This is a genomic window from Ruegeria halocynthiae (genome assembly GCF_900106805.1).
GTDB lineage: Bacteria > Pseudomonadota > Alphaproteobacteria > Rhodobacterales > Rhodobacteraceae > Ruegeria > Ruegeria halocynthiae.
Window position 1 is genome coordinate 50,417 of record NZ_FNNP01000004.1, and the last position, 25,722, is coordinate 76,138.

Annotated in this window: 23 protein-coding genes and 1 tRNA gene; 8 read left to right on the forward strand and 16 right to left on the reverse strand. The window is 53.6% G+C overall.

Annotated features, from left to right (window positions below; genetic code table 11):
* Positions 1-141: 141 nt before the first annotated feature.
* Complete coding sequence (gene mtaB, locus BLU89_RS12540; protein ID WP_074737184.1) at positions 142-1,398, reverse strand: tRNA (N(6)-L-threonylcarbamoyladenosine(37)-C(2))-methylthiotransferase MtaB; 1,257 nt, start codon at positions 1,396-1,398, stop codon at positions 142-144.
* Positions 1,395-2,237, reverse strand: coding sequence for a diaminopimelate epimerase (gene dapF, locus BLU89_RS12545; RefSeq protein ID WP_074737185.1), 843 nt, complete (start codon positions 2,235-2,237; stop codon positions 1,395-1,397). Before dapF ends, mtaB begins: the two co-directional genes overlap by 4 nt.
* 210 nt (positions 2,238-2,447) lie before the next feature.
* On the opposite strand from dapF, the gene BLU89_RS12550 reads away from it, so the two are divergent.
* Positions 2,448-2,523, forward strand: a tRNA-Lys gene (locus BLU89_RS12550).
* Between the two features lie 432 nt (positions 2,524-2,955).
* Here the strand turns inward: BLU89_RS12550 and BLU89_RS12555 are convergent.
* Together BLU89_RS12555 and BLU89_RS12560 are read right to left on the reverse strand one after the other, a co-directional pair.
* Positions 2,956-3,666, reverse strand: a complete 711-nt coding sequence (locus BLU89_RS12555; RefSeq protein ID WP_074737186.1) for a tetratricopeptide repeat protein — start codon at positions 3,664-3,666, stop codon at positions 2,956-2,958.
* 53 nt (positions 3,667-3,719) lie between these two features.
* Positions 3,720-4,448 (reverse strand): EF-hand domain-containing protein, encoded by a 729-nt coding sequence (locus BLU89_RS12560; RefSeq protein ID WP_074737187.1) that lies wholly within the window; start codon positions 4,446-4,448, stop codon positions 3,720-3,722.
* Between the two features lie 247 nt (positions 4,449-4,695).
* Between BLU89_RS12560 and BLU89_RS21320 the strand changes: the two genes are divergently transcribed.
* Positions 4,696-4,836 (forward strand): DUF5131 family protein, encoded by a 141-nt coding sequence (locus tag BLU89_RS21320; RefSeq protein WP_143030575.1) that lies wholly within the window; start codon positions 4,696-4,698, stop codon positions 4,834-4,836.
* A 12-nt stretch (positions 4,837-4,848) separates the two neighbouring features.
* Here BLU89_RS21320 and BLU89_RS12565 read toward each other — a convergent pair whose 3' ends face one another.
* The 4 genes from BLU89_RS12565 to BLU89_RS12580 all read right to left on the reverse strand — a co-directional run bounded on the left by BLU89_RS12565 (position 4,849) and on the right by BLU89_RS12580 (position 8,932).
* Positions 4,849-5,925: a lyase family protein gene (locus BLU89_RS12565; protein ID WP_074737188.1), complete on the reverse strand. Its 1,077-nt coding sequence runs from the start codon at positions 5,923-5,925 to the stop codon at positions 4,849-4,851.
* Positions 5,918-7,432 (reverse strand): tripartite tricarboxylate transporter permease, encoded by a 1,515-nt coding sequence (locus BLU89_RS12570; RefSeq protein ID WP_074737189.1) that lies wholly within the window; start codon positions 7,430-7,432, stop codon positions 5,918-5,920. The genes BLU89_RS12565 and BLU89_RS12570 overlap by 8 nt, the downstream gene beginning before the upstream one ends.
* A 5-nt stretch (positions 7,433-7,437) precedes the next feature.
* Entirely contained in the window at positions 7,438-7,905 is a 468-nt protein-coding gene (locus tag BLU89_RS12575; RefSeq protein WP_074737190.1) for a tripartite tricarboxylate transporter TctB family protein, read from the reverse strand.
* Between the two features lie 67 nt (positions 7,906-7,972).
* Positions 7,973-8,932: a Bug family tripartite tricarboxylate transporter substrate binding protein gene (locus tag BLU89_RS12580; RefSeq protein WP_074737191.1), complete on the reverse strand. Its 960-nt coding sequence runs from the start codon at positions 8,930-8,932 to the stop codon at positions 7,973-7,975.
* Positions 8,933-9,041: 109 nt separating this feature from the next.
* Between BLU89_RS12580 and BLU89_RS12585 the strand changes: the two genes are divergently transcribed.
* Positions 9,042-9,971, forward strand: a complete 930-nt coding sequence (locus BLU89_RS12585; RefSeq protein ID WP_074737383.1) for a LysR family transcriptional regulator — start codon at positions 9,042-9,044, stop codon at positions 9,969-9,971.
* Between the two features lie 226 nt (positions 9,972-10,197).
* Entirely contained in the window at positions 10,198-10,437 is a 240-nt protein-coding gene (locus BLU89_RS12590) for a hypothetical protein (RefSeq protein WP_074737192.1), read from the forward strand.
* A 347-nt stretch (positions 10,438-10,784) separates the two neighbouring features.
* Here the strand turns inward: BLU89_RS12590 and BLU89_RS21105 are convergent, their stop codons facing one another.
* Positions 10,785-11,666: a VPLPA-CTERM sorting domain-containing protein gene (locus tag BLU89_RS21105; RefSeq protein ID WP_083347754.1), complete on the reverse strand. Its 882-nt coding sequence runs from the start codon at positions 11,664-11,666 to the stop codon at positions 10,785-10,787.
* Between the two features lie 802 nt (positions 11,667-12,468).
* Positions 12,469-12,822 (reverse strand): hypothetical protein, encoded by a 354-nt coding sequence (locus BLU89_RS12605; protein WP_143030576.1) that lies wholly within the window; start codon positions 12,820-12,822, stop codon positions 12,469-12,471.
* A 416-nt stretch (positions 12,823-13,238) separates the two neighbouring features.
* Here BLU89_RS12605 and BLU89_RS12610 point away from each other — a divergent pair, with 416 nt between their 5' ends.
* Together BLU89_RS12610 and BLU89_RS12615 are read left to right on the forward strand one after the other, a co-directional pair.
* Entirely contained in the window at positions 13,239-14,048 is an 810-nt protein-coding gene (locus BLU89_RS12610; RefSeq protein ID WP_143030577.1) for a hypothetical protein, read from the forward strand.
* A gap of 328 nt (positions 14,049-14,376) precedes the next feature.
* Positions 14,377-14,919 carry a hypothetical protein gene (locus BLU89_RS12615; protein ID WP_074737197.1) on the forward strand — a complete coding sequence of 181 codons (543 nt, stop codon included), beginning with the start codon at positions 14,377-14,379 and terminating at the stop codon, positions 14,917-14,919.
* 659 nt (positions 14,920-15,578) lie between these two features.
* Here BLU89_RS12615 and BLU89_RS12630 read toward each other — a convergent pair.
* The 4 genes from BLU89_RS12630 to BLU89_RS12645 form a co-directional block, all read right to left on the reverse strand.
* Positions 15,579-16,358: an IclR family transcriptional regulator gene (locus tag BLU89_RS12630; RefSeq protein ID WP_074737199.1), complete on the reverse strand. Its 780-nt coding sequence runs from the start codon at positions 16,356-16,358 to the stop codon at positions 15,579-15,581.
* Between the two features lie 11 nt (positions 16,359-16,369).
* Positions 16,370-17,728 (reverse strand): TRAP transporter large permease, encoded by a 1,359-nt coding sequence (locus tag BLU89_RS12635; protein WP_074737200.1) that lies wholly within the window; start codon positions 17,726-17,728, stop codon positions 16,370-16,372.
* Complete coding sequence (locus BLU89_RS12640; RefSeq protein ID WP_074737201.1) at positions 17,728-18,393, reverse strand: TRAP transporter small permease; 666 nt, start codon at positions 18,391-18,393, stop codon at positions 17,728-17,730. The genes BLU89_RS12635 and BLU89_RS12640 overlap by 1 nt, the downstream gene beginning before the upstream one ends.
* Before the next feature lie 66 nt (positions 18,394-18,459).
* Positions 18,460-19,698 carry a TRAP transporter substrate-binding protein gene (locus tag BLU89_RS12645; protein ID WP_074737202.1) on the reverse strand — a complete coding sequence of 413 codons (1,239 nt, stop codon included), beginning with the start codon at positions 19,696-19,698 and terminating at the stop codon, positions 18,460-18,462.
* A 109-nt stretch (positions 19,699-19,807) separates the two neighbouring features.
* On the opposite strand from BLU89_RS12645, the gene BLU89_RS12650 reads away from it, so the two are divergent.
* The gene (locus BLU89_RS12650; protein ID WP_074737203.1) at positions 19,808-21,403 is read left to right on the forward strand and encodes a GMC family oxidoreductase; all 1,596 of its coding nucleotides are present in this window, start codon (positions 19,808-19,810) and stop codon (positions 21,401-21,403) included.
* Between the two features lie 399 nt (positions 21,404-21,802).
* Here the strand turns inward: BLU89_RS12650 and BLU89_RS12655 are convergent, their stop codons facing one another.
* Positions 21,803-22,897 carry a helix-turn-helix domain-containing protein gene (locus BLU89_RS12655; protein WP_074737204.1) on the reverse strand — a complete coding sequence of 365 codons (1,095 nt, stop codon included), beginning with the start codon at positions 22,895-22,897 and terminating at the stop codon, positions 21,803-21,805.
* Positions 22,898-23,024: 127 nt separating this feature from the next.
* Between BLU89_RS12655 and BLU89_RS12660 the strand changes: the two genes are divergently transcribed.
* Positions 23,025-24,056, forward strand: coding sequence for an alpha/beta hydrolase family protein (locus BLU89_RS12660; RefSeq protein ID WP_074737205.1), 1,032 nt, complete (start codon positions 23,025-23,027; stop codon positions 24,054-24,056).
* 79 nt (positions 24,057-24,135) lie between these two features.
* Here the strand turns inward: BLU89_RS12660 and BLU89_RS12665 are convergent, their stop codons facing one another.
* Positions 24,136-25,677, reverse strand: coding sequence for an ankyrin repeat domain-containing protein (locus BLU89_RS12665; RefSeq protein WP_074737206.1), 1,542 nt, complete (start codon positions 25,675-25,677; stop codon positions 24,136-24,138).
* Positions 25,678-25,722: the final 45 nt, after the last annotated feature.

Consider the following 25,722-nt stretch of genomic DNA (forward strand, 5'->3'; position numbering starts at 1 on the left):
ATTGAATTCGAAAAACAAAGAACCCCCGCACCTGGTCGGTTGCGGGAGTTTTTCTTTGCGAGGTTGGGCAGAAGGGGCCAGCCCCTTCTTGGCCTGCGGCCAATTCAACCCCGAGATATTTTTAGCCAGATGAAGGGCGGATCAGGCCTGGAGTTGGCGAGAGGTCTGTCCTGTGATCTTCGTCGTCACGATCCGACCCTCTTGCTGCGGAGTGTCGAATGACACTTCGGTGAACTGTTCGGTCCGGCCCATATGGGGGTTTTCCATCAATATATTGTGGACTTTGCCGACCTGGACTGAAAGGTGCTTGGCGACCTGCTCCTCTCCCTTTGTGCGCAAGCGGGCTGCGCGGTCCTTAATGACGTTCCCGTTCACCTGTTGCGGGATGCGAGCGGCCGGAGTGCCTTCGCGTTTTGAATAGGGAAATACGTGTAGCCACGTCAGATCGCAGTCTTCGATCAGTTTCAGTGAACTCTCGAAATGCGCTTCCGTCTCGGTTGGAAACCCCGCAATAATATCGGCACCAAATGTCATCTCTGGGCGCAGCTTGCGCACCTCTTCGGTAAAGCAGATGGCATCATCGCGCAGGTGGCGACGCTTCATCCGCTTCAGGATCAGATCATCGCCATGTTGTAATGACAAATGCAGATGGGGCATCAGGCGCGGCTCGGTTGCGATGGCTCGCATCAGGTTCTCATCCACTTCAATCGAATCGATCGAACTGATCCGCAGGCGCGGGAGATCGGGCACCAGCCTAAGAATGCGCATAACGAGATCGCCCAGTTTCGGAACCGCAGGCAGGTCAGCGCCCCACGAGGTGAGGTCGACGCCGGTGAGCACGACCTCATTATAGCCCTTGTCGACAAGTCGTTTGATCTGATCCACCACAACACCCGCCGGGACGCTGCGCGAGTTGCCGCGGCCATAGGGGATGATGCAGAAGGTACAGCGGTGGTCGCAGCCGTTCTGTACTTGTACATAGGCTCGTGAGCGGGTGCCGAAGCCATCTATCAGATGTCCGGCGGTTTCGGTGACTGACATGATGTCGTCCACCTGTACGGCCTCGGTTTGCCCGATGAAATCTGCGGCCATCCCTTGCCAGGTTTCGGGCTGCATCTTTTCAGTGTTTCCAATCACCACATCGACCTCATCCATCCGGGAAAAGGTATCGGGTTCCGTCTGCGCAGCGCAGCCCGTGACGATCAGCCGGGCGTCGGGATTTTCGCGCCGTAACCTTCGAATCTCCTGCCGCGCCTTGCGCACGGCCTCTGCCGTTACAGCGCAGGTGTTTACGATCACCGCATCGCCCAATCCCGCCTGCTGCGACAGCTCTTTCATCGCTTCGGTCTCATAGGCGTTCAGACGGCAGCCCAGAGTGCTGAACTTTGGCGGGTTCATTCCAGAGACCTCAGAAATTCAGGAGTCAGCGTTCCCGAAAAGACATGGGCCGTGGCCCCGGTCATCCAAACCCCATCATCTTGCCAGTCGATCCAGATCGTGCCTCCGTCAAGATCCACTTGCACCTTGCGTCCGGTCAAGCCACGTCGGGCGGCCGCAACAGCAGTGGCGCAGGACGACGATCCCGAAGCCAGCGTAATCCCCACACCCCGCTCCCACACGCGCATACGAATGTGATCAGGTCCGGTAATCTGCGCGACCTGTACATTGGTGCGCGCAGGATAGAGCGGATGGTATTCATAGCGCGCACCGAATTCTTCCAGCGGGATGGCTTCGGCGTTATCCACAAAGAAGGTACAATGTGGATTGCCCATGCCAGTTGCTGTTGGGGCGCCCTCGATTGGCAGCTCGAGCGTGTCGACCTCTTCTGCCAGAGGGATCTCATGCCAAAGAAGCTGCGGAGCGCCCATGTTGATCGATGTCAGCCCATCGCCTGCGTCGCGCGCCAACAGAGTGCCGCGTTCGGTGGTCAGTGTCAGTTCGGGCTTACCCGTCTCTTCCATCAGAAACCGCGCAATGCATCGCGTGGCATTGCCACAGGCAGCCGAGGTTGACCCGTCGGAATTGAAGAACACCAGATGAGCGTCCGACTCTCCGTTCTCGATGACTGCGAGTTGGTCGAATCCCACACCGAACCGGCGGTGACCGATCCCTTTGGCCAATGCCGGAGCTATTGGCATGGAATGCGCGCGCGCATCCACGATGACAAAGTCATTGCCTAGCCCATGCATCTTCATAAAGGGCAAACCGGTATCATTAATGCGTTGCATGGCGGGCATATAACTCTGGTCGCAACATGAATCCAGCCCGAGATGAAGAATCCTCAAAAAAGGGGTTGACCCCTCTGCGCCACCTGCCTAATTAGGCCGCCTATCGGGACGCTGGACTTGTTTGAAACAAAGGCGAACCGAGGTGCAACTTAGGGCTTGAACCTGGCTGGGAACATACCTTACTGAGCACCACGGATCGAGAAGATCCAACAAAAGAGTGGGCCGTTAGCTCAGTTGGTAGAGCAACTGACTTTTAATCAGTGGGTCGCAGGTTCGAATCCTGCACGGCTCACCACTTTTTCTATTAAAATCAAGGTGATGCGAAGCTATCACTTCAGATGGCATCCGAGCCGTTGGTATTCCGGAAGCAATACGGAAGCACTGTGACAAAGATTGAAGTGTGCCTATTAGACCACAATGAGGGCGCTTTACTTCTAGTGTGTCGCAGACGGCCACCAAGCAGACCTTCGCTGCAGGTGCAAATTCAACCTATCACGCACAAGTTCTCAATAAAATCTCAAGCGGTTGAATTATGTTAGCGAACACGCAACAGACAGCGAACATTCCCCATTGCGCACTGTAGCAACCAAGTAGAAATGTCACTCGGCCTGCAAAATAGAAATGTCACCACAGGGCGCGACGGTAGCATAGCCTGACAGGGCGGAGACCTCAAATATCGCAGGGCTGCAAAGCCTTGCGGGGAGTTTGGTTGGCAACGTTCCTCAGCCTAATGGCTGCGGCTGGTTCGAGACCTAATAGTCTCTTCCATTCGGTTCCATTGATCTGGTGCCGAGATCGATTGCTGGCATTTGATACGAAGCTCGCGTCCTTCTGCGATCAGCTGTCTTGCTTCATCGTATCTGTGTTGGGAGATCAATATGGCAGAAAGTTCTTCCAGCACGCTGTTGTAGCCACCTGGTGCTTCCAGGGGGTTGGCGCGATGCGGATCTAATTTGCTTTTCAGCTGTGCTTCCAGATCTTTCGGGCGTCCCAACAGAGCTCTAACCTCCGCCAGATTTTTCTCTCTGGTTTGGTCCACTATCTTAAGCGTGATGCCGAGCTGGCGCCGGAGTGTAACAGCTTCGTTCAGATTGGCTTCCGCCTCTTCCAGATTGCCTTCTTGCATTTCGAAGTTAGCGAGCGCTGCCAGCAATTCGACAACCATAAGTTTTTCAACATCTGAAGAGCGTGAAATCCTGCTTAGGGTCCGATTTATTACGCTTCTTGCTTCATCAAATTTTGATTGTTCAGTGAGCACCCATGCATAGTCATTTGCGCGCTTGACATGCAATTCATCGAGCGGCTGTAACAGATCCAGTTCGAAAGCTTGTTTGAACAACAGTTCTGCGGCCTCAAAGTTCTCGGGGAAGTCCAGATTATCGCAGGCTTCATGGGCACGTTCCGACAACTCCATCGATTGCAATTTTGGGTCTGGCATCTGTTTGTAATTTCTTGAATTATTATCGTATCTGTCAGGGCACCTACCCTCTGCTATTGCCCCTGAGCGTTCAGTTTGACCCGCAGTAATTCTCGGAAAGCTCCGCGTTCTTCGCTGTCGATCCTTCCGTCGTCATTTTGATCCATCTTTAGAACTACAGAGTCTGTGAAGTTGGAAAACTCACCTTCTGAAACGGCACCATCCAGATTGTAGTCCAAATTGAGCGTCGGGAGCATCGGAATAAAGTCGTGGGGTTTCCGAGTATACTGGGCAGATATTGACTCATGATAGGTTTTGAGTTCGTCGAGCGTAACGGAACGGTCACCATTTGAGTCGGCGCGCATAAATTCTTCTGTGTGTTCCCTGACGATCTGCTCCACTTGTTCAGACGTTGGTCTTAACCTTACCCCATTGGCGTCAATTGAAATCTGTGCCTTGTACAAGAACGCAGGTCTAAGCTCTTCCTCTGTTATAATGTAATCGCCGTTCAAATCTCTTTTGATCTTGTTTGAGAGAAGCTGAGCCCACCCCCCTGAATTGTGGATTGCAGCTAGTAACTCAAAGTCTGCTTCTGAGATCCCGGGCTTGTCGTCTATATCGTTGCGGAAGAACTTGAATAGGACCTCCTGTTTCAGATCCGCCACGTTGCTGTGCCGTCCAGCCCAACCGGAAATTTCCAGCGCAAGCTGAAGATCATCGTCATATGAGGCCGCCAAACCCTCGGTGGAGAAACTAAGCAGTATGGAAGCTCCGAGTCCGAAATTAATCAAAAGGTTGCGCATATTTAAGCACTCATGTCGTTAAGTAAATTCTCTTCGATGGCTACTAAGAAAGTGTACAATTTTGATGGCGAGCGCTTTGGATAAACCGGCAGACCTACTGGCGTCCGCGTGTTGGATACGGGAAAGACCAAGAGGGAAGCGCTTCTAAGGCCCAGAAGTATCACCACCGCATAGATCACTTGAAGATGATCCCGGCCGAGGTGAAGTTCGTCGGAACAACTCCCCTTCTCGGACCGCTAAAGCTCGATTGGGCGGTTTTGATCCTGTGGTGGCTGGACCGGAATCCGGGCCTAAGGCGTGCGAAATGAAAGACGAATGGCTGGAAGACCTGCGCCGCGATTGCGCGGCACAGAACACACCTTTGCTGACCGAAGAGTCTTTCGACTGAGCCGAGATAGGCTCAGGCTATCTTTTCCGCCATCCGAACTTCATTGACCGTGAGGTCTGCAAGCATTCGCATTGCCCACGAAAGCGCGCCAGAGGTCAGCAAGAAAATTTCCGGAACAACCACCCATTCGCCGACCCAGACACCCCCAGAACGCTCATGTTGGTGCAGAGTAAGCTCTCCGATTTGCTCCGATCTTTGGCGCCCCAGCCTTGCAACGGCTTCGGCAAATTCGCTGGTCCGTTGGTTGCGCTTATGGTGCATCGAGGACGACGCACCCTTGCCGTTTTCATGGCATTCGCAAATCTCGCCGATGTCGCTGGATGAGAGCAGGTTAATGTTGTGTGCGATCTTGCAGATCGACGCACAGAGCCCGCCGAGCGCAGAGGCAATATCGGCAACGCCATCACGTGCATTCTGCCAATGTGGTTCGGCTGCGTTTAACCCAAGCGCCTCAGCCATACCGGCCTTTACCTCGGCCCCTTTTCCATTTTCGTAGTTGGACAGATCGCCCAAGGGTCCGCCGACCTGAACCAGCACCCCGCGCCTTTCCGCTTCGGTGATCACCTCGCGACGACGCAAAAGCTCTGCGCGCCAGACCTCAAACTTGGTCCGGAGCAGCATTGGGATCGCGTGTTGCCCGTTGGTGCGCCCGATCATCCGGGTTTCTGGATGCGCCTCGATCAGACCCGTCAGGGAGGACACGAGTTGATCGAGGTCGCTTAATGCGGTCGCCAGACCGAGCTTCATTTGCACCGCAAGCGCTGTGTCCATGATGTCTTGTGTCGTGCTTTTGAAATGGACGAACTTGGCGAGATCCTTTCCGACGTGTTCGCGCAGCTGCCGAACCAATCCTACTATGGGCCGTCCGACCAGCCCCATGTCCTGCCGCAAACGCTCCTGATCAAGCTTTCCGATACAAAACCCGTCCAGTGCAGCGACAGCTTCATTCGGCACGAGACCCGCATCACTTTGCACACGCGCCAGCGTTTGTTCCACTTTGATCCATGCAGAGATTGTCGATGATTCCGACCAGATGCGGCGCATATCTGTGCTGGAAAAGCTACCTTGCATGAGCTGCCATTCAAGCATCGCCCAACCCTCCTTGCGCCAGTTTGCGTTCTTTCATGATGCCGCGAATGCGGAAGGCAATGGCCCCGGCACCAAGGATCAGGAAAGCAAGCGCGATTGGGCGTTCAACGAAAATCAGCGCACCGCCATCTGACATCAGCAGCGATTGCCGGAATGTCTCTTCTGCGCCTTTGGCCAGAACGAAGGAGATCACGAAGGCCGCAATGTTGAAGTCATATTTGCGCATCAGCCAGCCGACAAAACCGGCACAGGTCATCACTGTCACATCGAACATCGAGCCGCGTGCCGAATAGGCCGCAACAAAGGCCGTCATGAAGATCAACGGATAGAGCACATTGGTCGGGATTTTAAGGATTAGTCGGGCTACTTGCGTGGCACCAAAATATCCAATTAGGCCGTAGGCGAAAATACCGAGCATCCCGCAGGCAAAGAGCTTGTAGACAAGTTCCTTGTCGGTCAGGAACAGCGTCGGTCCGACTTGGATGCCATGGATCAGGAACACGCCCAAAAGGATCGCGCCAATGGTCGAGCCTGGAATACCCAAAGTCAGCAACGGAGCCATGGACGGTCCGGACACCGCGTTGTTGGCGGCTTCTGGCGCGGCCACACCTTCCAATGCGCCATTGCCCCATTGTTCAGGGTTTTTTGCGCGGCGCTTACCTTCTCCATAGGAGATGAAAGCAGCGATCGCTGACCCCAAACCCGGCAGCAGACCAATGCCAGCACCAATAAATCCACCGCGCACAGCATGGGGCAGACACGGTTTGTATTCCTCCCATGTCAGATCATTGCCGTCAGCAGAGCTTTCGTTTTCCTTGGTTTCGCCAGTCGCTTTGCGCCGCTCTTCAAGTTGCGCAAAGACTTCGCCCAAGACAAAGACACCAATCATCAGCGGCACCAAGCCGATCCCGTTGGAAAGATCGAACGAGCCGAACGTGTAGCGCTCTTCGCTGGAAATCGGATCGAGTCCAACCATTGCCACCAGAATACCCAGGAGTGCGGAGGCCAGACCTTTGACGATGGACTTTCCGATCACCGAGCCGATCACCACAAAGGCAGCAAAGTAGATGGCAAAGGTTTCTGGTGGCCCCAGCTTCAGCGCAATTGCCGCGATGAACCCCACGCCAACAACCAACAGAATGTCGCCCATGAGATCGCCGATCACGGATGAAATCGTGGCAACCTTCATTGCTTTTCCCGCTTTGCCAGCGCGGGCCAGTGGATAGCCGTCGATCTGTGTCGCGGCACTGGCGGCGGTGCCAGGCGTATTGAACAGGATCGCGGCGATAGAACCGCCATAGCGTCCGGACTTTCCGATCACATAAAGAAAGGCGAGCGCAAAGAGCGGCGACATATAGAAGGTGATGGGCAGCAGCATCGCGATTGCCGCTGATGCAGTCAGACCAGGCGTTGCACCCACGATCATGCCCACAGCAGCGGCAAGAACGATGGCAAAGAGCAGCATTGGGTCGGTGATGACCGAAAGAAGGGCGGGAAAAATTTCCATGAGACTTACCCCTGTATCCAGCTGAGCAGGTCGAACACTTCGCCGTAGGGCGGGAAGACACCAAGCAGCACAAAAAAGATGAGGTGGAAAACCAGCGGGCAGATGACCACGGATACCGCAAGGCCGATCCAGCTCCGCACACCGAACATATAAAGCACGATGGGAGCCACGATGGCCGTGGGCAGCAAGTAGCCAAACCAGCGGAATGATTGTTGGTAGATCAACGCGATGATGAACAGCACGATGATCTGAACGGTCGCGCCGCTATCCGCGCGGGCAGTTGCGACATCTCCCACCTGACTCGACGCACCCACCAGCAAGAGGCCAGACAACCCCAGAAGAGCGACGGAGGCCGCAAAGGGCACAATCCCGGCCCATGTGTCGCCGGGCGATGCAGCGGGCACCTGCCACGCGCCCCAAATGGCCACGAGTGAAACGACGGCCAGCACGAGACCTTCGGCATAAGTGCGCATGTCATCCTCCCTGAATAATGCATGGACGGAAAAAAGCCGGGGGCGTTATGCCACCGGCCATGAAGACTTAGTTGGTCAGACTCTCGACCAATGGAGCGGCGTCCTCTTTCATAGAGCTCAGCGTTGCCTTGGCATCCGCGCCGTTCTGATAGACCGGACCAGTGCCGCGCGACGCCAGCAATTCAGCGAACTCAGGCTTTGCTGCGATCTGTTCCAGCGCTGTTTCCATCGCCGCGACCACCTCAGCAGGCGTGCCCTTTGGAGCGAAAACAATCACCGGCGAGGAGACTGCGGCAAACGGAATGCCCAACTCTCCAAAAGCAGGCACATCCTTCATGATCCCGTCGCGTTCTTGGCTGTTGACAGCCAGAGCACGCAATTGATCTTCGAACCCGGCCAGCTGTTGAACGCCCAGAAAGCCGAAGTCAGCTTGTGAACCGATCAGAGCGGCGCGGGTTGGCCCGCCCCCTTTGAACGGCACATCCTGCGCTTCGATACCGTTGTTGGCCAGAAAACCCAGGCCGCCAACATGGTGGAAACCACCGCGACCTGAATGCGCCCAACGAAGCGAGCCAGGATCAGCTTTGGCCGCATCGATCACGTCCTGAACGGACTGGAACGGGCTGTCTTTAGGGACCATCAACGAGGTTTGCAATTTGCCGACCTGCGCGACGAACTCAAAGCTGTCCAGTGCATCAATATCCGTGTCGCGGGTCATGGTGGACAGCAAGAATGAGCCACCAGAGGTCATCATCATGGTGTACCCATCGGGCCGCGCTCCGACCACAGAATTGGCTCCATTCAAGCCACCTGAGCCGGGTTTGTTCACGACCACAACCGGGACATCCAAAATGCCTTCAGCGGCGGCCGAGATGGCGCGAGCATAGGCGTCCGTGCCGCCGCCTGCCTTGTAGGGCACAACCAGGTTGATCGGGCGTTTGGGCCAGTCAGCCGCAAAGCTGGCCGTGGCTGTTGCCACAAGGGCGATGCCTGCCAGTGCGGCAGAAATGAGTGTTCTGCGTTTCATAGAGTCCTCCCTAATTTCTCTCCTGATCTCACCTAGCAGATGATAGTAATTGCGAAAAATGCAAAGATGTTTAGTTTACTTGCAAAAAATGTAAGTGATGGTGGCGAACATGAGCATCAAAGCGCTTCGTGCATTCAGAGCTACGCTGTCTGAGGGATCACTCGCAGCAGCAGCAAATATACTGCACCTTTCGCAACCAGCGGTGAGCCGTTTGATTTCTGGCCTTGAGGGAGAGTTGCGGCTTGATCTCTTTGACCGCAGTGGCCGCAACCTCACTCCAACACCCGAGGGGCTTGCGTTTTACCGAGAAGCCGGCCGCATCCTCAACAATCTGGATGAGATCCCCGGCATTGCCGCCGAGATCCGCGCTGGCCGCACCCAGAACCTTAGGATTGTCGCCATGCCGCGTATCGCTCGCGCACTGGCTTCCCCTGCTGTTGGTCAATTTGTTAGGGCAAACCCGGATACCAATGTCAGTCTCGATGTGCGCGCCCGCAGGGAAGCCGGGAAGTGGCTGGCCGGTCGGGAATATGACGTGGGTATTGGCGCGCTGCCCGTCGAACACCCGGATATCCAAACCGAGCTGCTATTGCGCGTGAGGGCGCAGGCTATTGTCCCGGTTGGTCATCCGCTTGCCCAAGCGAAAGAAGTGTCTATGGACGACTTAAGAGATCTCCCAATTATTCGTCTAATGCACGGGTTGCTTTTACGCGATCAGCTCGATGATATGTTCCGCTCGGCAGGTGTACTCCCAAAGCAAACTTGTGAGGTTGCATCGTCCTCGCTGGCCTGCGCGCTGGTAGCAGACGGCGGTGGAATCACGATCGCAGATGAACTGGTAGCCACAAACGTAGACCAGGCGCGCATCCGTACTGTTCCGGTCACGCCAGAGCGTTGGATGTCTTTCGGACTTCTGTTTCCGTTACATTCAGAACCAAATGATGCACGTGACGAGTTTGTTGCTGTGCTGAAAGCGCATGTTGCAAAACTTGCGGCGTTAAGTCGATCGATAGAGCTGGCCTTCCAACAGGCTCACTGAATCGCAGAAACACTTCAGCCGTCATGTTTCTCGTTGCTTTCGATGTGGGGCGCGTTGATTTGCTGCCATGGGGCTTACTGCGGTGTTTGACCGGCTCCGATAGTGCGCGGCATGGAAAGTGTAAGAGGCTCTATTTTTCAACAGCGATAAATTTAACGCATCGAATTCGACGTGTAACTGCTTGGTATTGCATTTTTCTTTGTGGCTTGCGTAGCATTAGCAAACGATGCTGCGTGTAGTCCATCGCTGGATCGAAGCACCGGAGGCAATTTTGGCAGAGCGCGCTCAGAAAAGGTCAACGCTCAAACAGTTAGAGGTTCCGAGTAACCTCGCTGGCAAGCCTGCTGGCATCTTTTTCCTGCTGAATGAGATTGAGCGTCAAAAGGCACGAGCGAAACCGGATAAAGATACTGGCCCGCTCGAATTAAAGCCATTCTGGCTTACGGATGAATTTGTCTTTCTCTAGAGCGCTTGTGATCCAGACCACGCCACTGACACCCTTTCTGGGATGATGTATCCGTAAGACGGTAATCACTTTTACCACTCGTTAACCAATTATTCGGCATGGTCGAACGAATGATACGTTAATCAGGTGCTGCGATGAAAAGCCAATTGATTGACCAGCTGAATCAGGTGTTAGGCAGTGATCCTAAGCGGTTCGGCAAGCTAGTGAAGCACGATGGTCAGAACGGCTTTTTGGAAGATGCTATGCAGGGTTTGAGGGATCTGGACGCGCGCATCCCGACCCCAGCACTATCACCGAACCAGCTAAATCACAGCTCAGACGGGCTGGGTAATGCCACTAGACCAATTTCAGGCTTTCCGCTTTCTCCGAATAAGCGCAAAAAATCCGAGGCCACCGATGAGCAGGGGGGCGCCTGCTGGGAGTGGTACGGGTGAAACTTGACCCAAAGTACCCAGGTCTTGTTCGATGCCGTCGACAAATACACGCGCCAATCTTGTCGACATGAACAAGCGTGAACCAGTCGCAGAATTCACCGTATCATAGTCGGTTTGGTCGATTAAGCGGCTGCTGAAGTACAGTGTTCCCGAATCGCTGTTGGAATAATAATAACCTAACAATTCTAACAGACCTGTCAGGCTGTGTTCCGCTACTTCACTTGGTTGAAATGGAGCATTGGTTCCGTCCCAAGAAGCATTTGTCGCAAGCCCAAAGTGGAAACTCTCCGATAGAACCTCATGATCCCTTGGGCCTGTACGTATGTTCTTTGCGCTTGTGGAATTACCGATTGATAAAGAGTCATAGTAGTACCCGTCCCTAGACCCTTGCGCGTATACTGTAGACCAACTCAAATGATTGTTTGAGTAATTGCTGTCTTCTGGTCCATTGGTAGTCGGCGCTGTTTGGCGTAAGGTCGTCAGAGATGTAGGTTCAACAGCGGATGATGCATTGTCGGGTCTGCTGGTGTATTCCAGATATGTATTCTGTCCTGATCCAATGATAGTTCGTGTGTCAAGCAGATCAGTATCTATGGTAAACGAAGCAGTTCCGCTTGCTGATATCGCTGCAGCGCGACTGTCGTCGATAGTGCTGCCATTGGAATAAGTTCTTACAAAATACTCTTCTGCTCTAGTCACTCCTGTAATTTCGACTTCAAATGTGACTGTTGCTGCAAATGTCGCTGCGGGCATTATGAGCGCAGCTATTGCTACTAGCGAAACTCTACTAACCATTACCCATCTCCCACTCACTAACACGAATTGAGTTCCTGATTTTGTAAGACTAACAAAAAAACTGATTCCATCAAAATCTCACAGGGTTGAGCTAACCGATAGGCGGATCACTTTCTGGCAACGAAGGCCTCACCGGACACTCCCCATTTCTAGCGGGCTGAAATTGACGGGGTTCTGTGCTAAGATGCGAAGGTTGCTCTGCGTGAGCATCAAGGGGAGAAACCCACCGTCTCACAAATGATTGAGAGTGAAGGTGGTGAGGGGCTGGATGAGGGGGTCTTAGCCAGCCCCTCTCTCTTGAGGGGGATTTACGGAGTGGTAGTGTTGTTCCGTTGAACTCAATCTATCTTGTAGGGGCCTTGTCTGAAAATTGGGGGATTCCCGTAGACCCTATCTTTTCTTATCGCAGACATAATTCAAACACGTGGCACCAATACCAAGCAGATACGGCGCGTCATGATAGGATTTGCGATTTCAAAGAGGGGGTACGAGTTCGGCGCGTCGTACCTCCAGCCATCAAAGCCGTTGCCCATGGTATTGGCTGCACCGTGCCAGTAGTTTTGCAGTGAGAGTTGTGTTTTCTCGTTTAGAAATATCGCTACCGATGCAACGAAGTCCACCAGCCTCAATCCTCTGATGCATTCCAACGAGTCGCGACGATTTTGTATCACTCGACAAACACTTCTCACGCCGAACTTCTTTGACATCGGCGTCCAGTTGCTCTTCAGTCAATCTGGGCTCCACCCAAGTGTAGTGTGCCTTCGATTCTTATAAATGTGCTCCCAACTTCTGCAAGCGATTGTTAAGCTTGAATATTTAGACCTCCAAGTTCTTTCAGCTCGACCAAAAGCTTCGGATCGTGTTTTGCTATTTCAGTCTCCAGTGCTCTTAGGCATCCCTCCAAGGTTCCTGTCGTGAGCCTTCGATAAACTTCATCGGACATGCCCGCAGTCGCCCTGGAAGTCTCCAAATAGACACGATGGCGAAAATCCTCATCTTCCTCGTCCACCTTGCGGACCAGCCGCACTAGTCCAACTTCTGGGAATTCACCAGCCACGAAAGACCCAGATGCGCCTGCTTCAAACTGAGGGCACCAATCGGGTTCCCCGCCACCGGCCATCTTCTCCAGTTTTCCAATTCTTGTTCGAATGCTCATTTCGCTGCACCTATCGGGTCACAGTGAGGACGCTGTTCTCCTAGTGCGTCGCGGACACATGGCCACTGAGTTGCCGTTTGCTGCGGTTGCAGCCTGGGAATCAATCTGCGTCCGCTCTTGTTCAAAGTGGGCTTTGCGACGGAGGAAACTTTCTTGACTCTATGCTGGGTAAGAACCACAAGAGAGCATTGGGAAAATTTACTCGTCGTCGCGATGCTGCCGACTTCGATGACCCAATGGCCTTCAGAATGACTGTAGCATGTACCCAAGCTTAGGAACGGGTTTCGCTAGGGTGTTCGGAACGAACTCGTCACTCGCAAACATTCGCAATTGTCTCCTGATAATTTCCAAACGATGTGCGACACATGAAAGAAGGCTATACATGGTCACTAGATGGCTCATAAAATGCGTGCCTGATGCCCTATAGATCCGGCACCAGACACCGCTTTAACTGGTTTGCATTAAAAAGTACGCGCGGTATTTCGCGTTTAATCCCCACAATCTTGGTGCTGCTTTCGGGAACGCAATTTTCAGGTCAAGTAGCGCCTGCGAACGCCCAAGTGGCTGGCAATGCGGACGGATTGGTTTGTGAAGAAGGTTACGAGTACAAGGGCGGATCATGCCACAAGGAAAATGTACCTGAAAACGCGCATTTGACCGGCAGTTTCTATGGTCCAGGCTGGGTGTGCAACCATGGTTTCAAGCGTGTGGAGGATCGATGTGAGGAGGTAGAAGTTCCGGAAAACGCCTACCTTGCTTCAACGGGAGACCGCTGGAAGTGCGCTCGTTTGTTTCGACGTGTCGAAGAAAAATGTGAAGAGGTGTTTGTGCCCAAAAACGGGTTCATCGAAACCCGATTTGGCGCGCAGGAAACACATTGCGACTGGGGTTTTCGCAAAGAGGGCCGGGATTGTGTCGAAATAGAAGTCCCCGAAAACGGGCGCTTATCTGATCGGAGAAGCGCGGATGGCTGGGTGTGCCTTAGAGGATTCAAAGCAACGGAAGCTGGCTGCGTCTTTGTGACAGTTCCTGAGAACGCATACCTCGCGTCTGACACCTATTCAGGATGGAAATGCGAGCGTGGTTTCCGCGCGAACCAAGACAAATGCACGGCATTCATCGTCCCATCAAACGCTCATTTGAACCGAAGAGGTGATGGATGGGAATGCAATCAACCTTTTAATCTCCAGAATGATACATGCGCCGAAAATTTGCCGCGGCAATAGGCTGTTGGAATTCGCCGTCGCACTGGCATAGCCGGAAGGATCGCATTGTGAAACATAACTCGATTGACGAAAATCTGGGCAAAAGGCTCAAAGCCGAAAGAGTTCGCCGCCTAACTTACGGAATCAAATATTTTATCGCGTCAGTGGTGTTCGTAGCGACGGTTTTTGTGGTGTTCCTCTGATGCGCAATAGAGCCCCTAAAATCAGTCTTCAGAGCGCAAAGGCTTCAGTTCTTGGTAGGGAACAGCGAGAATTTCAAGACCGCAGTGTTCGAACATCGCGGAATGCTGACGTATCTGGAGTTATCGAAGTAGAGTTCGGAAAGTATATGATAAAAGCCGGAATTCTGAGTGGTAACAGCGTTGCACGAGCGTTCCCCAAGCCACCCGCTAAAACGCAAGCCATGATTGCCGATGCAGTTGGCGAAACACCGGAAATCGCTATCGAAGCATTGAAAAAAATCTTGGAAGAACGTGACAGGAAGCGCAGTGTGCAACGCCGTTTAGAGAGAAACTCCGGCACGCTTGTTCCCAGCGAAAGAGAATACACAGAAGCCATGCGCCAAGTCAGGTTTACACCTGCGCAGGTTACTATGCTCAGAGCACTTTCAATCGCAGGGAAGGAAGGTCTGACAATTGGTCAACTATCTCAGGCAGCCGGTTACAATTCGCGCGAGACATCCATTAAGGTCTTCAAAAAAGCAGGGCTATTGATCGCGGAATATCTGGAGCTCGATCTTCCCGAAACCGGATCGGAACAGAATGATGGCGCTGCTCAGATCGTGGCCTTCTCTCATATCGAAAGTGACGGTGAGCCAGCGACTTGGATCATGCATCAGGAACTGCGCGGCGCTGTTCGTTCGGTACTTTGATGTACAGTCCAGCGCCCGCATTTGAGAGTAAATCCGAACCGTGCCAAATGCACGAATGGTTGCACAGGTAGCTTATGCTGGAGAAAAGATCATGCCCGCGTAAATTGATCTATGTGCCTGTAAAACGTACAAAAACACTTGATCGGAATAAAGTTCTGACGCTTACCGAGGATATTCTGAAGAACGGCTAGACCACACCGATCCAATTACGCGCTGGCAACAAGAGAGTTGTGCTGATCGAAGGCCTCCACCGATTGGAGGCCATTCGTGCCCTTGGCGGTGACACAATTGAAGCCTATCTAGTACGCGCCAGACTACACTGATAGTTCCTTGGAACCGGCAGCTCCCCGATCAAAGCAACCGAGTGCGGCTGCAGCGATCAAATGGTTGAGGAACGGCGGTAAGGGCAAGGAAAAGGTTCAGTCCTCCATTCGTGCGTTTACAACCATCGATGCCGCGGGAGTCATCGAAGCCATTCGTTTGTCAATTATCCCTTGCGAAAGCAATGGCAGGTCGATCTCACCGCATGCCCTTGTCATATGTTGGGGGCGTAACATCAAAGAAATAACAGCGCTTGAGAAGGGGTCCAAAGGGTTCAAGAGCAAAACCACTCTAAACTGTCCCATTGGTGCTGACGTCAGACAAATCCCAACGCTTTCCTACGACGTAAGCAATCCTGATATTTTGGTTGCTCCAACCTGCAATAACGAAAGGAACTGCGTCAAACCACCCAAATCGTGACGCTGAGTCGGCGCGTGAACGGACAACGTGGCCGCGAGCCGGTTGTTTTCATCTAACACAGGCACAGCTACTGCGGTCATCCCAGGCATGAATTCTTCGTCGTCAGTTGAGTACCCTCTTCGCGCAATATTTATGACTTCGACACGTAGAGCTTCAGGATCAGTTATTGTACTTTCGGTGTTTGGATTAAACTTACCGGCAGAAAGAAACCCGTCCAGCGTGTTCTGACGAAGCGTAGAAAGATACATCTTTCCGCTGGCGGTGCAGTGAAACGGAACCTGTGTTCCAATTGGCAATTGAATTCTCAGGGGCCATTTCGTTTCCACACGGTCCAGATAGATCATGCCCTCTCGGTCTGGGATGGCGAGGTTGCAGGTTTCACCAATTTCATCTGCAACGCCTCTTAGGATCGCAAGGCGGGCCGTGCGCAGGTGTTCTGACGACACTGTGTTTACTGAAAGCAGTCGCAATCGCGGCCCAGGTCCATAGGATCGACCGTCAAGATCACGTTGAAGAAACCCTTCACCCTCGGCTGTTTGCAGCAGACGATGAATCGTCGGCTTTGCCAGACCCAATGCTTCGATCAGGTCCGACGGTTTGACTGCAACACCACGCTTGGCGACCTCTTCTAAGATTAGCAGTAATCTCAGATTAGTCGGAATCTGGGTTTCTTTTTGTGGTGCGTCCGCATTGGCCATTCCGCTACATTCTAGTTGTTTGGCAACAGGATCAAGGCCAGATCGGGCACCAGAGACACCAAAATCCACACAGATAGCAGCGCCACAAGGTATGGCACCGTATAACGCAGTAGTCGGAAGTACGGGACACCCGTCACGCCTGATGCGACATAGAGGTTCAGACCGTAAGGTGGGGTGATGAACCCGATGGACGCACCTACCAGAAAGATCACCGAGAAATGGATCGGATCTACACCTACGGACGCCGCAATCGGCGCGAGGATCGGCGCAAGGATAATCGTCACCGGTAGGCTTTCAAGCACCATGCCTGAGAAGAAGACGATGACCATCGACGTAAACAGAACCGCGTAATATCCACCCATCGAGGTCACGAAATCCCCAATGGTTTGTTGCGCACCCAGCAGCGACAGGATCTGCTGCATGACGACCGAGATCGCGATCAGCGGCGCAAGAATGCCTGTGATCTGGGCTGAGCGGATCACAATCGACGGGATCTCAGGGATGGTAAAGCCTTCGACCACCAGCATCTCGGCAAAACTCTTCTCGGTGGGAGGGATGTCGTCGCGGGCCCCCATGATGCGGTTGATCGGATAGCTGACCAACCCTGCGATTACGCAGAAACCTACGGTGACCCCCGCAGCCTCGGTTGGAGAGAATTTACCAGTATAGATACCCCAAAGCACCAACCCGATAGCAAAGAACCCAAGCCAGGCGCCAAAGGCGGTTTTGAGGATACGGTTTAGTTGAAGCGGGATCAGATGGCCCCAGCCGTTCATGCGGCAGATGATCCAGCAGGCGAATTGCATGCCGATCACCATCAACGCCCCGGGCAGGATCCCGGCCACGAACAACTCGGAAATCGGTAGGTTCATCAGGAAGCCGTAGACGATGAAGATGATTGATGGTGGGATGATGATTCCGACAGTACCGCCCGCCGCTGCCGTGGCAGCGCTGAACCGTTCGTCATAGCCACCCTTAACCATCTCGGGGTGTAGCATCGATCCGATTGTCGCAGTTGTTGCGGAATTTGATCCGGAAATCGCGGCAAACAGCCCGCATGCCCCAAGAGAGGCCATAGCCAGCCCACCACGTATCCAGCCCAGACAGGAATAGGCAAAATCGCTCAACCGCCGTGCGATACCCGATTTGTTGATCAGGTCACCGGTCAGGATGAACAGTGGCATCGCCAGCAAAGCAAAACCCTTGTTAAAGACGTTCAACAGTTCCGCGCCCATATTATCGAGTGTCAGGCCCAGAACGAACGAGCAGCCGATCACCCAGTACCCAATGACCAACAAGACCGGCACGCCCAGCATGAACAGGAATGTCACGCCGAGCGATATCAATGTAACCCAGGTTCCGTCTGTCATCAGTCTGCCCCTATCACAGCCTGCTTGATCAGCGGCTCTCCGGTTTTCCAGTTGTGCAAATCATCGGCCAGATTTTGAAATACGCGGCCGACCATCAGGAAGAAGGACAGCGGTGCTGCCAGCAGGAACCACCACTGCATGATGTTGTCGGTCCCAAGAACGATCTGGAAGTTTGATGCCGACAAGGCAACCAAACGCGTCGTGGTCACGATCACGATGACTGCAAAGATGAACCACAACACAGCGTCCAGAAACAGGCACGCCAATTGTCCGCCGCGCGGCATTGCGGTGCGAAATTCGCTGAAACTCAGGTGCGTACGCAGGCGCACGTTGTACGAGGCCCCAAACCAGGCCATCACCATAAACAGAAGCGGTGGAATGGTTGTGGACCAGGGCTCTTGATCATTAAAGACAAAGCGGTCGATCACGCCCCAGAATATGATTAGCGCGATGGCGAGATAGGAATACACCATGACCGAACGCTCGAAATGGCGTTCGATGATGGGCACCTTGCGATAGATCAGCATGACAAGAAGGCCGCCGAGTGCCGCAACAACCGTGCCAACAACCCATGCTGCGTCAGATTCCAAAGCAGATTGAATCTCGAATGAATCCAGGCTGAGTAATGCGCTGAAAATCGCGCCAATATCTGCCGCTAAAGACATGAACCCCGTCCTCCCAGTCGGTGTTTTGTGGAACCGGCCCACGAAGGGCCGGTTCGTTATTCTAGATCAGGCCCCGCCTTTCCACCAACGGCGGGGTTCAACGTTTTCGGCACGGGTATCCGCCGGTATTTCACGCGCGATGTCGTAGATCTCTTGATAGGTGTCGATACCGCCGGCCCATTTGTTCAACCGCTCGCGCCATTGCGCCCAGGGTTCCGGATTGTGGTTCGGGGCACACATCTCTTCGGCCAGTTTGATCTGATCGTCCGCCAGGAAAGCTGGGCGCACACCATTTTCGGCGAAAATGGTATTGGGCAGCTGCGGGTCAGAGAACCCGACGGTGTTCATCAACGCCGCCTCATTGGCACCCTGAATAAGCGCCTGCGTGAAATAGGACGATTCCATAACTGCGTCCTGCAGCTCTCCGCTCAGACCGTCAAAGACCTTGGCGGACATCGACGTATGTTCTGTTCCGCAGAAGAACTTGAGGTTCACCGATTGAGAGACCACGGGCGACATGTTGGCGTAAGCCACAGCCGATGCCCAGGTTTCGGCCCCATCAATCAAACCAGTTTTAAGGGCGTCCAGCGTTTCTTCCCAAGCCACCGGCACCGGGTTCAGATTTAGCAGCTGCATGGCGATCCGACCCAGCTGCGTCCCGGTCACACGGTTTTTGGTGCCGAACAGCTCTTCCAGCTTGGTCACCGTCGGCTTATCTGAGAAGGTCGAACCCATCTGCAGACCGCGCAATTCGCAATGGGTGAACAGGAATTTCAGCCCGTGGCGCTTTTCAAGCGGGTCACGCAGGATGCGCTGGCTCGCCGGGCTATAGAAGAAGTGATACTGCGCCGCCCGGCTGGGGAACATATAGGCATAGTCCAACACGTTCAGATAAGGCGCTCCTCCGGCAGAGTTCTGGGTCGACGCTGCATAGATGTCGACGATTCCCTGCTGGGTTTTTTCAACACAGCTCAACTGGCCACAGATCTGATTGTCGCCAATGAACTCGATGCGAATCTCGCCGTCTGTGCGCTCTTCCAGATCGCGGGCGAATTCAATCGCACCTGCGCGTTCGATCAGCAGGTTCCGAGTGTTGAACCCCGACGCTCCGAATTTCAGCGTGTGTTTCGCCTCTTTCGAAAACCGCTTTTCATAGGTCGATTCAGCCGCATGTGCCAAGTTTGCAAGACTCATCGCCCCACCAAACCCTCCGGCCGCCAAGAGTGTCGAGCTCATGCCATAGCGCCCGGCCACACGGAAAAAATCCCGTCTTGAGATGCCACTTAACTTTTGTCCAATCTCCATTGCTTACCTCCCTGATCACAATTAATGAGACGTTTTGTATCAAAAAAGGCTAGTATAGTTCTGGCAATTTGCATAGAGTTTTTTTCAACAACCTTGGAAGGAGATCGTCATGGAGGTAGATTATGCAGTCGTCGGAGCCGGATCTTCGGGCTGTGTCATTGCCAATCGCCTGAGTGCCGATCCCAACACCAAAGTCGCTTTGTTCGAGGCTGGCGGACCCGACACCAACCCTTGGATTCATATCCCCGTTGGCTATTTTAAAACGATGCACAACCCGTCGGTTGACTGGTGCTACCGCACCGAGCCTGATCCTGGTCTGAACGGGCGATCCATTGACTGGCCACGTGGCAAAGTACTCGGTGGATCGTCCTCCCTGAACGGTCTTCTTTATGTACGTGGACAGCAAGAGGACTATGACCGCTGGCGCCAAATGGGGAATGTCGGCTGGGGCTGGGATGATGTGTTGCCCCTGTTTAAGCGCAGCGAGGATCAGGAACGAGGCGAGGACGAATTCCACGGAATCGGAGGCCCTCTTGCGGTTTCCAACATGCGCATTCAACGCCCCATATGCGATGCTTGGGTCGTCGCGGCGCAGACGGCTGGTTATCCCTTCAATCCCGATTACAACGGGGCCAATCAGGAAGGTGTTGGATACTTTCAACTGACCACACGAAATGGTCGCCGCTGCAGTGCTGCGGTTGCCTACCTCAAGCCAATTCGCAGCCGACCAAACCTGAACATCGTGACCCGCGCGTTGGTAACTCGGATCGAAATGGACGGAAAGAAAGCTACCGGGCTTCTCTATCGCGATCGATCGGGCAAAGTGAAGTCCGTCAAAGTGCGGCGCGAGATTATCCTGTCCGGTGGCGCTATCAACTCCCCTCAGATTTTGATGTTGTCGGGTATCGGCGATCCGGATCATCTGAAGGCCAACGGCGTCGAACCCATTCATTCTTTGCCCGGTGTCGGCAAGGGCCTGCAGGATCACCTTCAGGCACGCCTTGTTTTCAAGTGCAATGAACCGACTTTGAATGACGAAGTACGAAGCTTGTTCAATCAGGCTCGCATAGCATTGAAGTATGCAATGTTTCGAGCAGGGCCGATGACGATGGCGGCCAGTCTGGCCACCGGGTTCCTAAAAACCCGTCCTGAGGTCCAGTCACCAGACATACAATTCCACGTTCAACCGTGGTCTGCTGACAGCCCAGGAGAGGGCGTCCATCCGTTTTCAGCGTTCACAATGTCCGTCTGTCAACTTAGACCGGAAAGCCGCGGAGAACTGCGTCTGGATGGCCCTGACCCAAGCAGCTACGTCAAGATTATTCCAAATTACCTGTCGACTGAATCAGATTGCAGAACCCTCGTAGACGGCGTGAACATCGCGCGCGACATCGCCCGGCATGATCCCTTAGCTTCTAAAATTTCAGAAGAATTCCGCCCAACATCGGATCTGTCTCGCGATGATTACGAAGGTACATTGGATTGGGCGCGTTCGAATTCTGTCTCGATCTATCACCCGACCGGAACTTGCGCGATGGGTACCTCTGAAACCGCCGTTGTGGACCCAAGTCTGAAGGTTAAAGGTATCGAGAACCTTCGCGTCGCCGATTGTTCAATCATGCCCGAAATCGTCAGCGGCAACACCAACGCGCCTGCCATCATGATTGGCGAAAAGGCCAGTGAATTGCTTTGCGCAAAAAAGTGACTTTGACCACTATGTTTCACAATACTAGTCCGACATACGGCAAATTCGGATACTACTGCATTGGGTTAGAGGTGCGTCTTTAATATCAAAGCAATACTTCCGACGTGGTTCCCGTTATCATCTATTTCGCAAAAATCCGATCTACATAATTGAGACCGCCGCGAAGGTTCACTTAACCTGCGCCCTGCAGAATGTGCAGGTCTGCTTCGAGGCCAAGGCGGCCATTTCTCTTGGCGAGACAAACGGCAGAAAAGTCCCGCTGTGTGTGAGTTCGCATGTCGCGTAACTTCGCGGATGCAGCGACTGCCTCCTCTGACGGGCCGCACCCCAGCGCCCGGGTACTGTAGCGAGTGACCGCTCTTGGCCGAGACTACCATCAATTGATTTAAGACCGAGTGTTTACGTCGAGTAAGAATGCTTAGATCTTGGCGAGCCATGGCCGTCGAATGATGGTTTCTCTTTTGAATTGCTAAGTGTCCGGTACTCGGTAGGCGATTGTCCGTAGACCCGTTGGAATGCACGATAGAAATTTGAACGTGCCAAAAACCCTGATTGAGTGGCGATGTTGGCAACGCTTTCATCAGTCTGTGTAAGCAACCGGGCCGCATGCGCCAAACGAAACTCGTTCACGTATTGCGACATGTTGGTTCCCTGCGTTCTGTTGACAGCAGACGACACGGTGCGGGCCGGAAGGCTCAGGCGCTTGGCAAGCCGTTGGACCGTAATATTGGGGTCCAAAAAAAGCTGTTGTTCATACATCAATGCCTGCAGTAGATCCACGACTTCTTCGTCTTCAGTATTGGCTACTGGCGCTGGGTTCGACACCGCGTTAGCTTTGGAAAACATCAATGGGAGCGTGATTGACGTCGCAAGAAGCAGAAAGATCAACGGAACAGTTCCGTAAGAAATCAGCATTGAGGCATTGGCGCCTTTGTTGACGGCAAAGTCGATTGCGATCGCGCTATCCAAAACAAGTACAAAGACGAGAAATCCAATGCCGCGCAAAAGCCAGTTGGAAAGGGTCTGCGTGACATCGACCCGTGCTTGACTCAGTGCGTCGGGCCCCTTTCGCCAAAGTATGAAGAGAGCGATGCAATAATACGAATAACTGGCACTGATTACCCAATCCAGACTTCTCAGGTCGCTAGCCAAAAGCAGATACAACCCGATTAAAATGAAAGGCGCACCCAGGTGCATCATGACGATCTTGGCGACGTCGTGCCTTTCGACAGTCAAGGATGCAAAGCTCAGATAAAGGAGTGGCCCGAGAAACAAGGGCAACGTGCGTTGCAGCGGGATCAACTCCTCGACTCCATAGCCAAACCGCAGACCGACCAACAGGGATGAAACGGCGCCCACCCCAAAGAAGGCCGAGAACAACATGTTGGCCGGACGAAAGCCCAGATCCAGCCGCCAGGCCAGCATGGCAAGCACACCGCAAAGCAACGCTGTCGCCAGCGGCAAGGGGAAACTGATCAACCCGGGGCTGTCCATTTGTCCTCTTTCTATTGCGATCTGTCCTCGATCAGGATCAAGGACAGGTATAGGCAGTGCATAGCATTGTTTCAAACAAACCTACGGCTCAGCTTTGACTTATCTTGAACGATGACCGGAGCTTTCGATGAGACACTCTTCTTACCTTCTTGCTGGATTCTTAGCTATGTGCGCAGCCATGGCTTTTGCTCAACCCTATTGGCCAGCAATGACAGAACTGAAAGTCGCCGACGTTGAGGGAGAACGCGATCTGTCCGGATTTATTTGGTATCCAACCAAAGCAACTGGGCCGGAGACTTACGACTTCGAAAGCGAAGTGTGGGTGGGAACAAAAGTTGTGAAAGATGCCACACCAGCGACGAGCCGGTTCCCACTTGTTGTTTTATCTCATGGTATGTTTGGCAACGCCTACAATCAGGCGTGGCTTGCCGGGGCCCTAGCGCGCCGCGGTTACATTGTGGCCGCCGTCAGCCATCCTGGTACATCAACCTGGTCCCGCGACCCCGATCTGACTCGGCAACTATGGGAGCGGCCAAAAGACATTTCCCGTGTCATAGACCATGCGACTGGCGCATCTGATTTTTCGCAATATGTCGATTCAGACAGGATCTATATGGCGGGACACTCTCTGGGTGGGTTCACGGCTGTTGCCTTGGCCGGCGCGCGCTACGACGCGGCTGGATTAGGTCAGTTTTGCGACACTCAGCCAGACGAGCTGGCCTGTGGCATCCTTTCGGATTGGAAAATCGCACAAACACCTGAAGATCGCGCTCAAATGGAGGCCGATTTGTCCGACCACCGGATCAGAGCATTTGCAGTTTTTGATCTTGGCGGAACACAAAGCTTTTCCGAAGCGAGTCTTCGTCAAATCGACCGCCCCATGCTTGTCTTTGGGGCGCCAATTATGAATTCGGGTTTGACGCTCGACATTGAATCCCGCGCGTTGATAGCTGCCCTACCAGAGAGCAATTCGCGCTATATCGAGCCGAAGACGTTATCGCATTTTGATTTCCTGGGTCGCTGCAAGCCCGGAGGTTATGAGCTTTTGGCGAAAGAAGAACCGGGAGACGAAATCATCTGCTCAGATGGCGGCACGGCTCGCGCTGCCAAGCATGAGATGATCATCGACGCTGTTACAGATTTCTTTTCGAATTCATAACCGTGCGGAGACGGAATAGTCTGGCGAATCCAGCCTTCCGCCTTCGCCATTACCTGCTGTCATGATCGCATAAACCAGTTTAGGCGACACCACCGTCGACAACTTGATCGGGATATCGTTCCGCCCAATCTGACAAAAACTCGGATACGGCATCCTGGCTTGCCAGTTCTATGGCACGGCGCGGAAGAGCGACGCCTTCACGCAATGCCAGACTCAGGCACAGAGTATAGTCGCGGTCTAATCGCTGCGGGCAGTTCTCCGATCCATGAATGATTGTCGACAGAAGTGTCCCTCCATAGCCGTTCACATGTGTCAGGTCTGGCTTTAGCGACAGAAGGTACTCCATGACGTCTGGCAAGCCTTCCCATCCGGCAACCTGCACCGGTGTCAATCCTTCGGTATCTGGACGGTCATATTCGACTCCTGCGGCGACCAACCGTCGAACGTGATCCAGTTTGCCCGGGATATGCAGGATCATTCGGATGATATTGCGGTATGCATCAGGTATCTTGTCTGGATCAAGGGTGCCCGGCGGCTGAACGTCATCGGCAACGGTACTGAATGTAATTTCGATTTCACTCAAGGCTGTATCTGCGCCGCGTTCTTCAAGCATCCTCGCCAAACTGGCATTTCCAAACACCCGCGCATAGGCATAGGGCGTTGTGTCCTTGAACGGGCGGTTCAGATCGGCGCCGTTTTCAAGCAGCAGCTCCACCATCTCAGGTGAGGACATCCTGCGCGCCGCCTGGTGCAGCGCGGGAACGACCCAAGGAGCTTCGCCGCCAATATGCGTCCCGTCAAATTCATCTACTTTGGCCCCATGATCGAGAAGCATCTGAACAGCCGTTGTGTCATCGAAATCCATCGCGCGCAGCAATGCGTTTGTCCCCTTCGGGTCGGCGCCATGATCCAGTAGCAGTTGCAACCCCTTGTGATGACCCAGCTCGGTTGAGTGATAAAGACTCTCGCCGTCGTTCGGATTTGCGCCGTTCTCCAGCAGCCATTGCCCAAGAATCATATTGTCCGAATGCCCTATGGCGAAGTAGAGCGGTGATAGCTTGTAGTCATTGCCATGATAGACTGGCGCGCCGAGATCAATGTCAGCACCAGCTTCCAATACTGCGTTTGCGATATCAAGCATGTCTTGGGACCGCTCAGGCGCGTGATGGATCCACTTGGATCGGGCAAGGATTGTCAAAGGAGGCGCCAGATCGCCAATGAGCTGCGTCGCCAGTTTTGGTGTTTGTTCGAGAAATTCCAACACATCCGCCTTGCGATAAAGAGCCAGGCAAAGCCCGATATCTCCGTCTGCCAGATCTTGTGTGTCAGCCAGCAGCTGACTAACTGCGGTGAAGTGACCCTGAGCGAGGGCCAGTTTCAGGCGCTGCCGTTTGGCGGCATTGTCCATGCCTAGCAGTTCGGCTGCGAACTTTAGGGCAGGCCAGGACGGAAAACTGTTCTCGCGCGCAATTACATGCAAATAGTCCGAGTGCCTGAGAGCTGTTGCCTCCGGTCGAGGTGGGTAGTTTGCGATGCGTTGACGGGCACGCAATTCGCCTGCTTCATAGGCTTTGCGAAGTGCTTTGGCGTCGCGGCGCAGTTGGTCCAGGGATTTTGTCATCGGTGTCCTCATTTTTGGCTCGATGGTCCGCTGAATCCGAGCTTG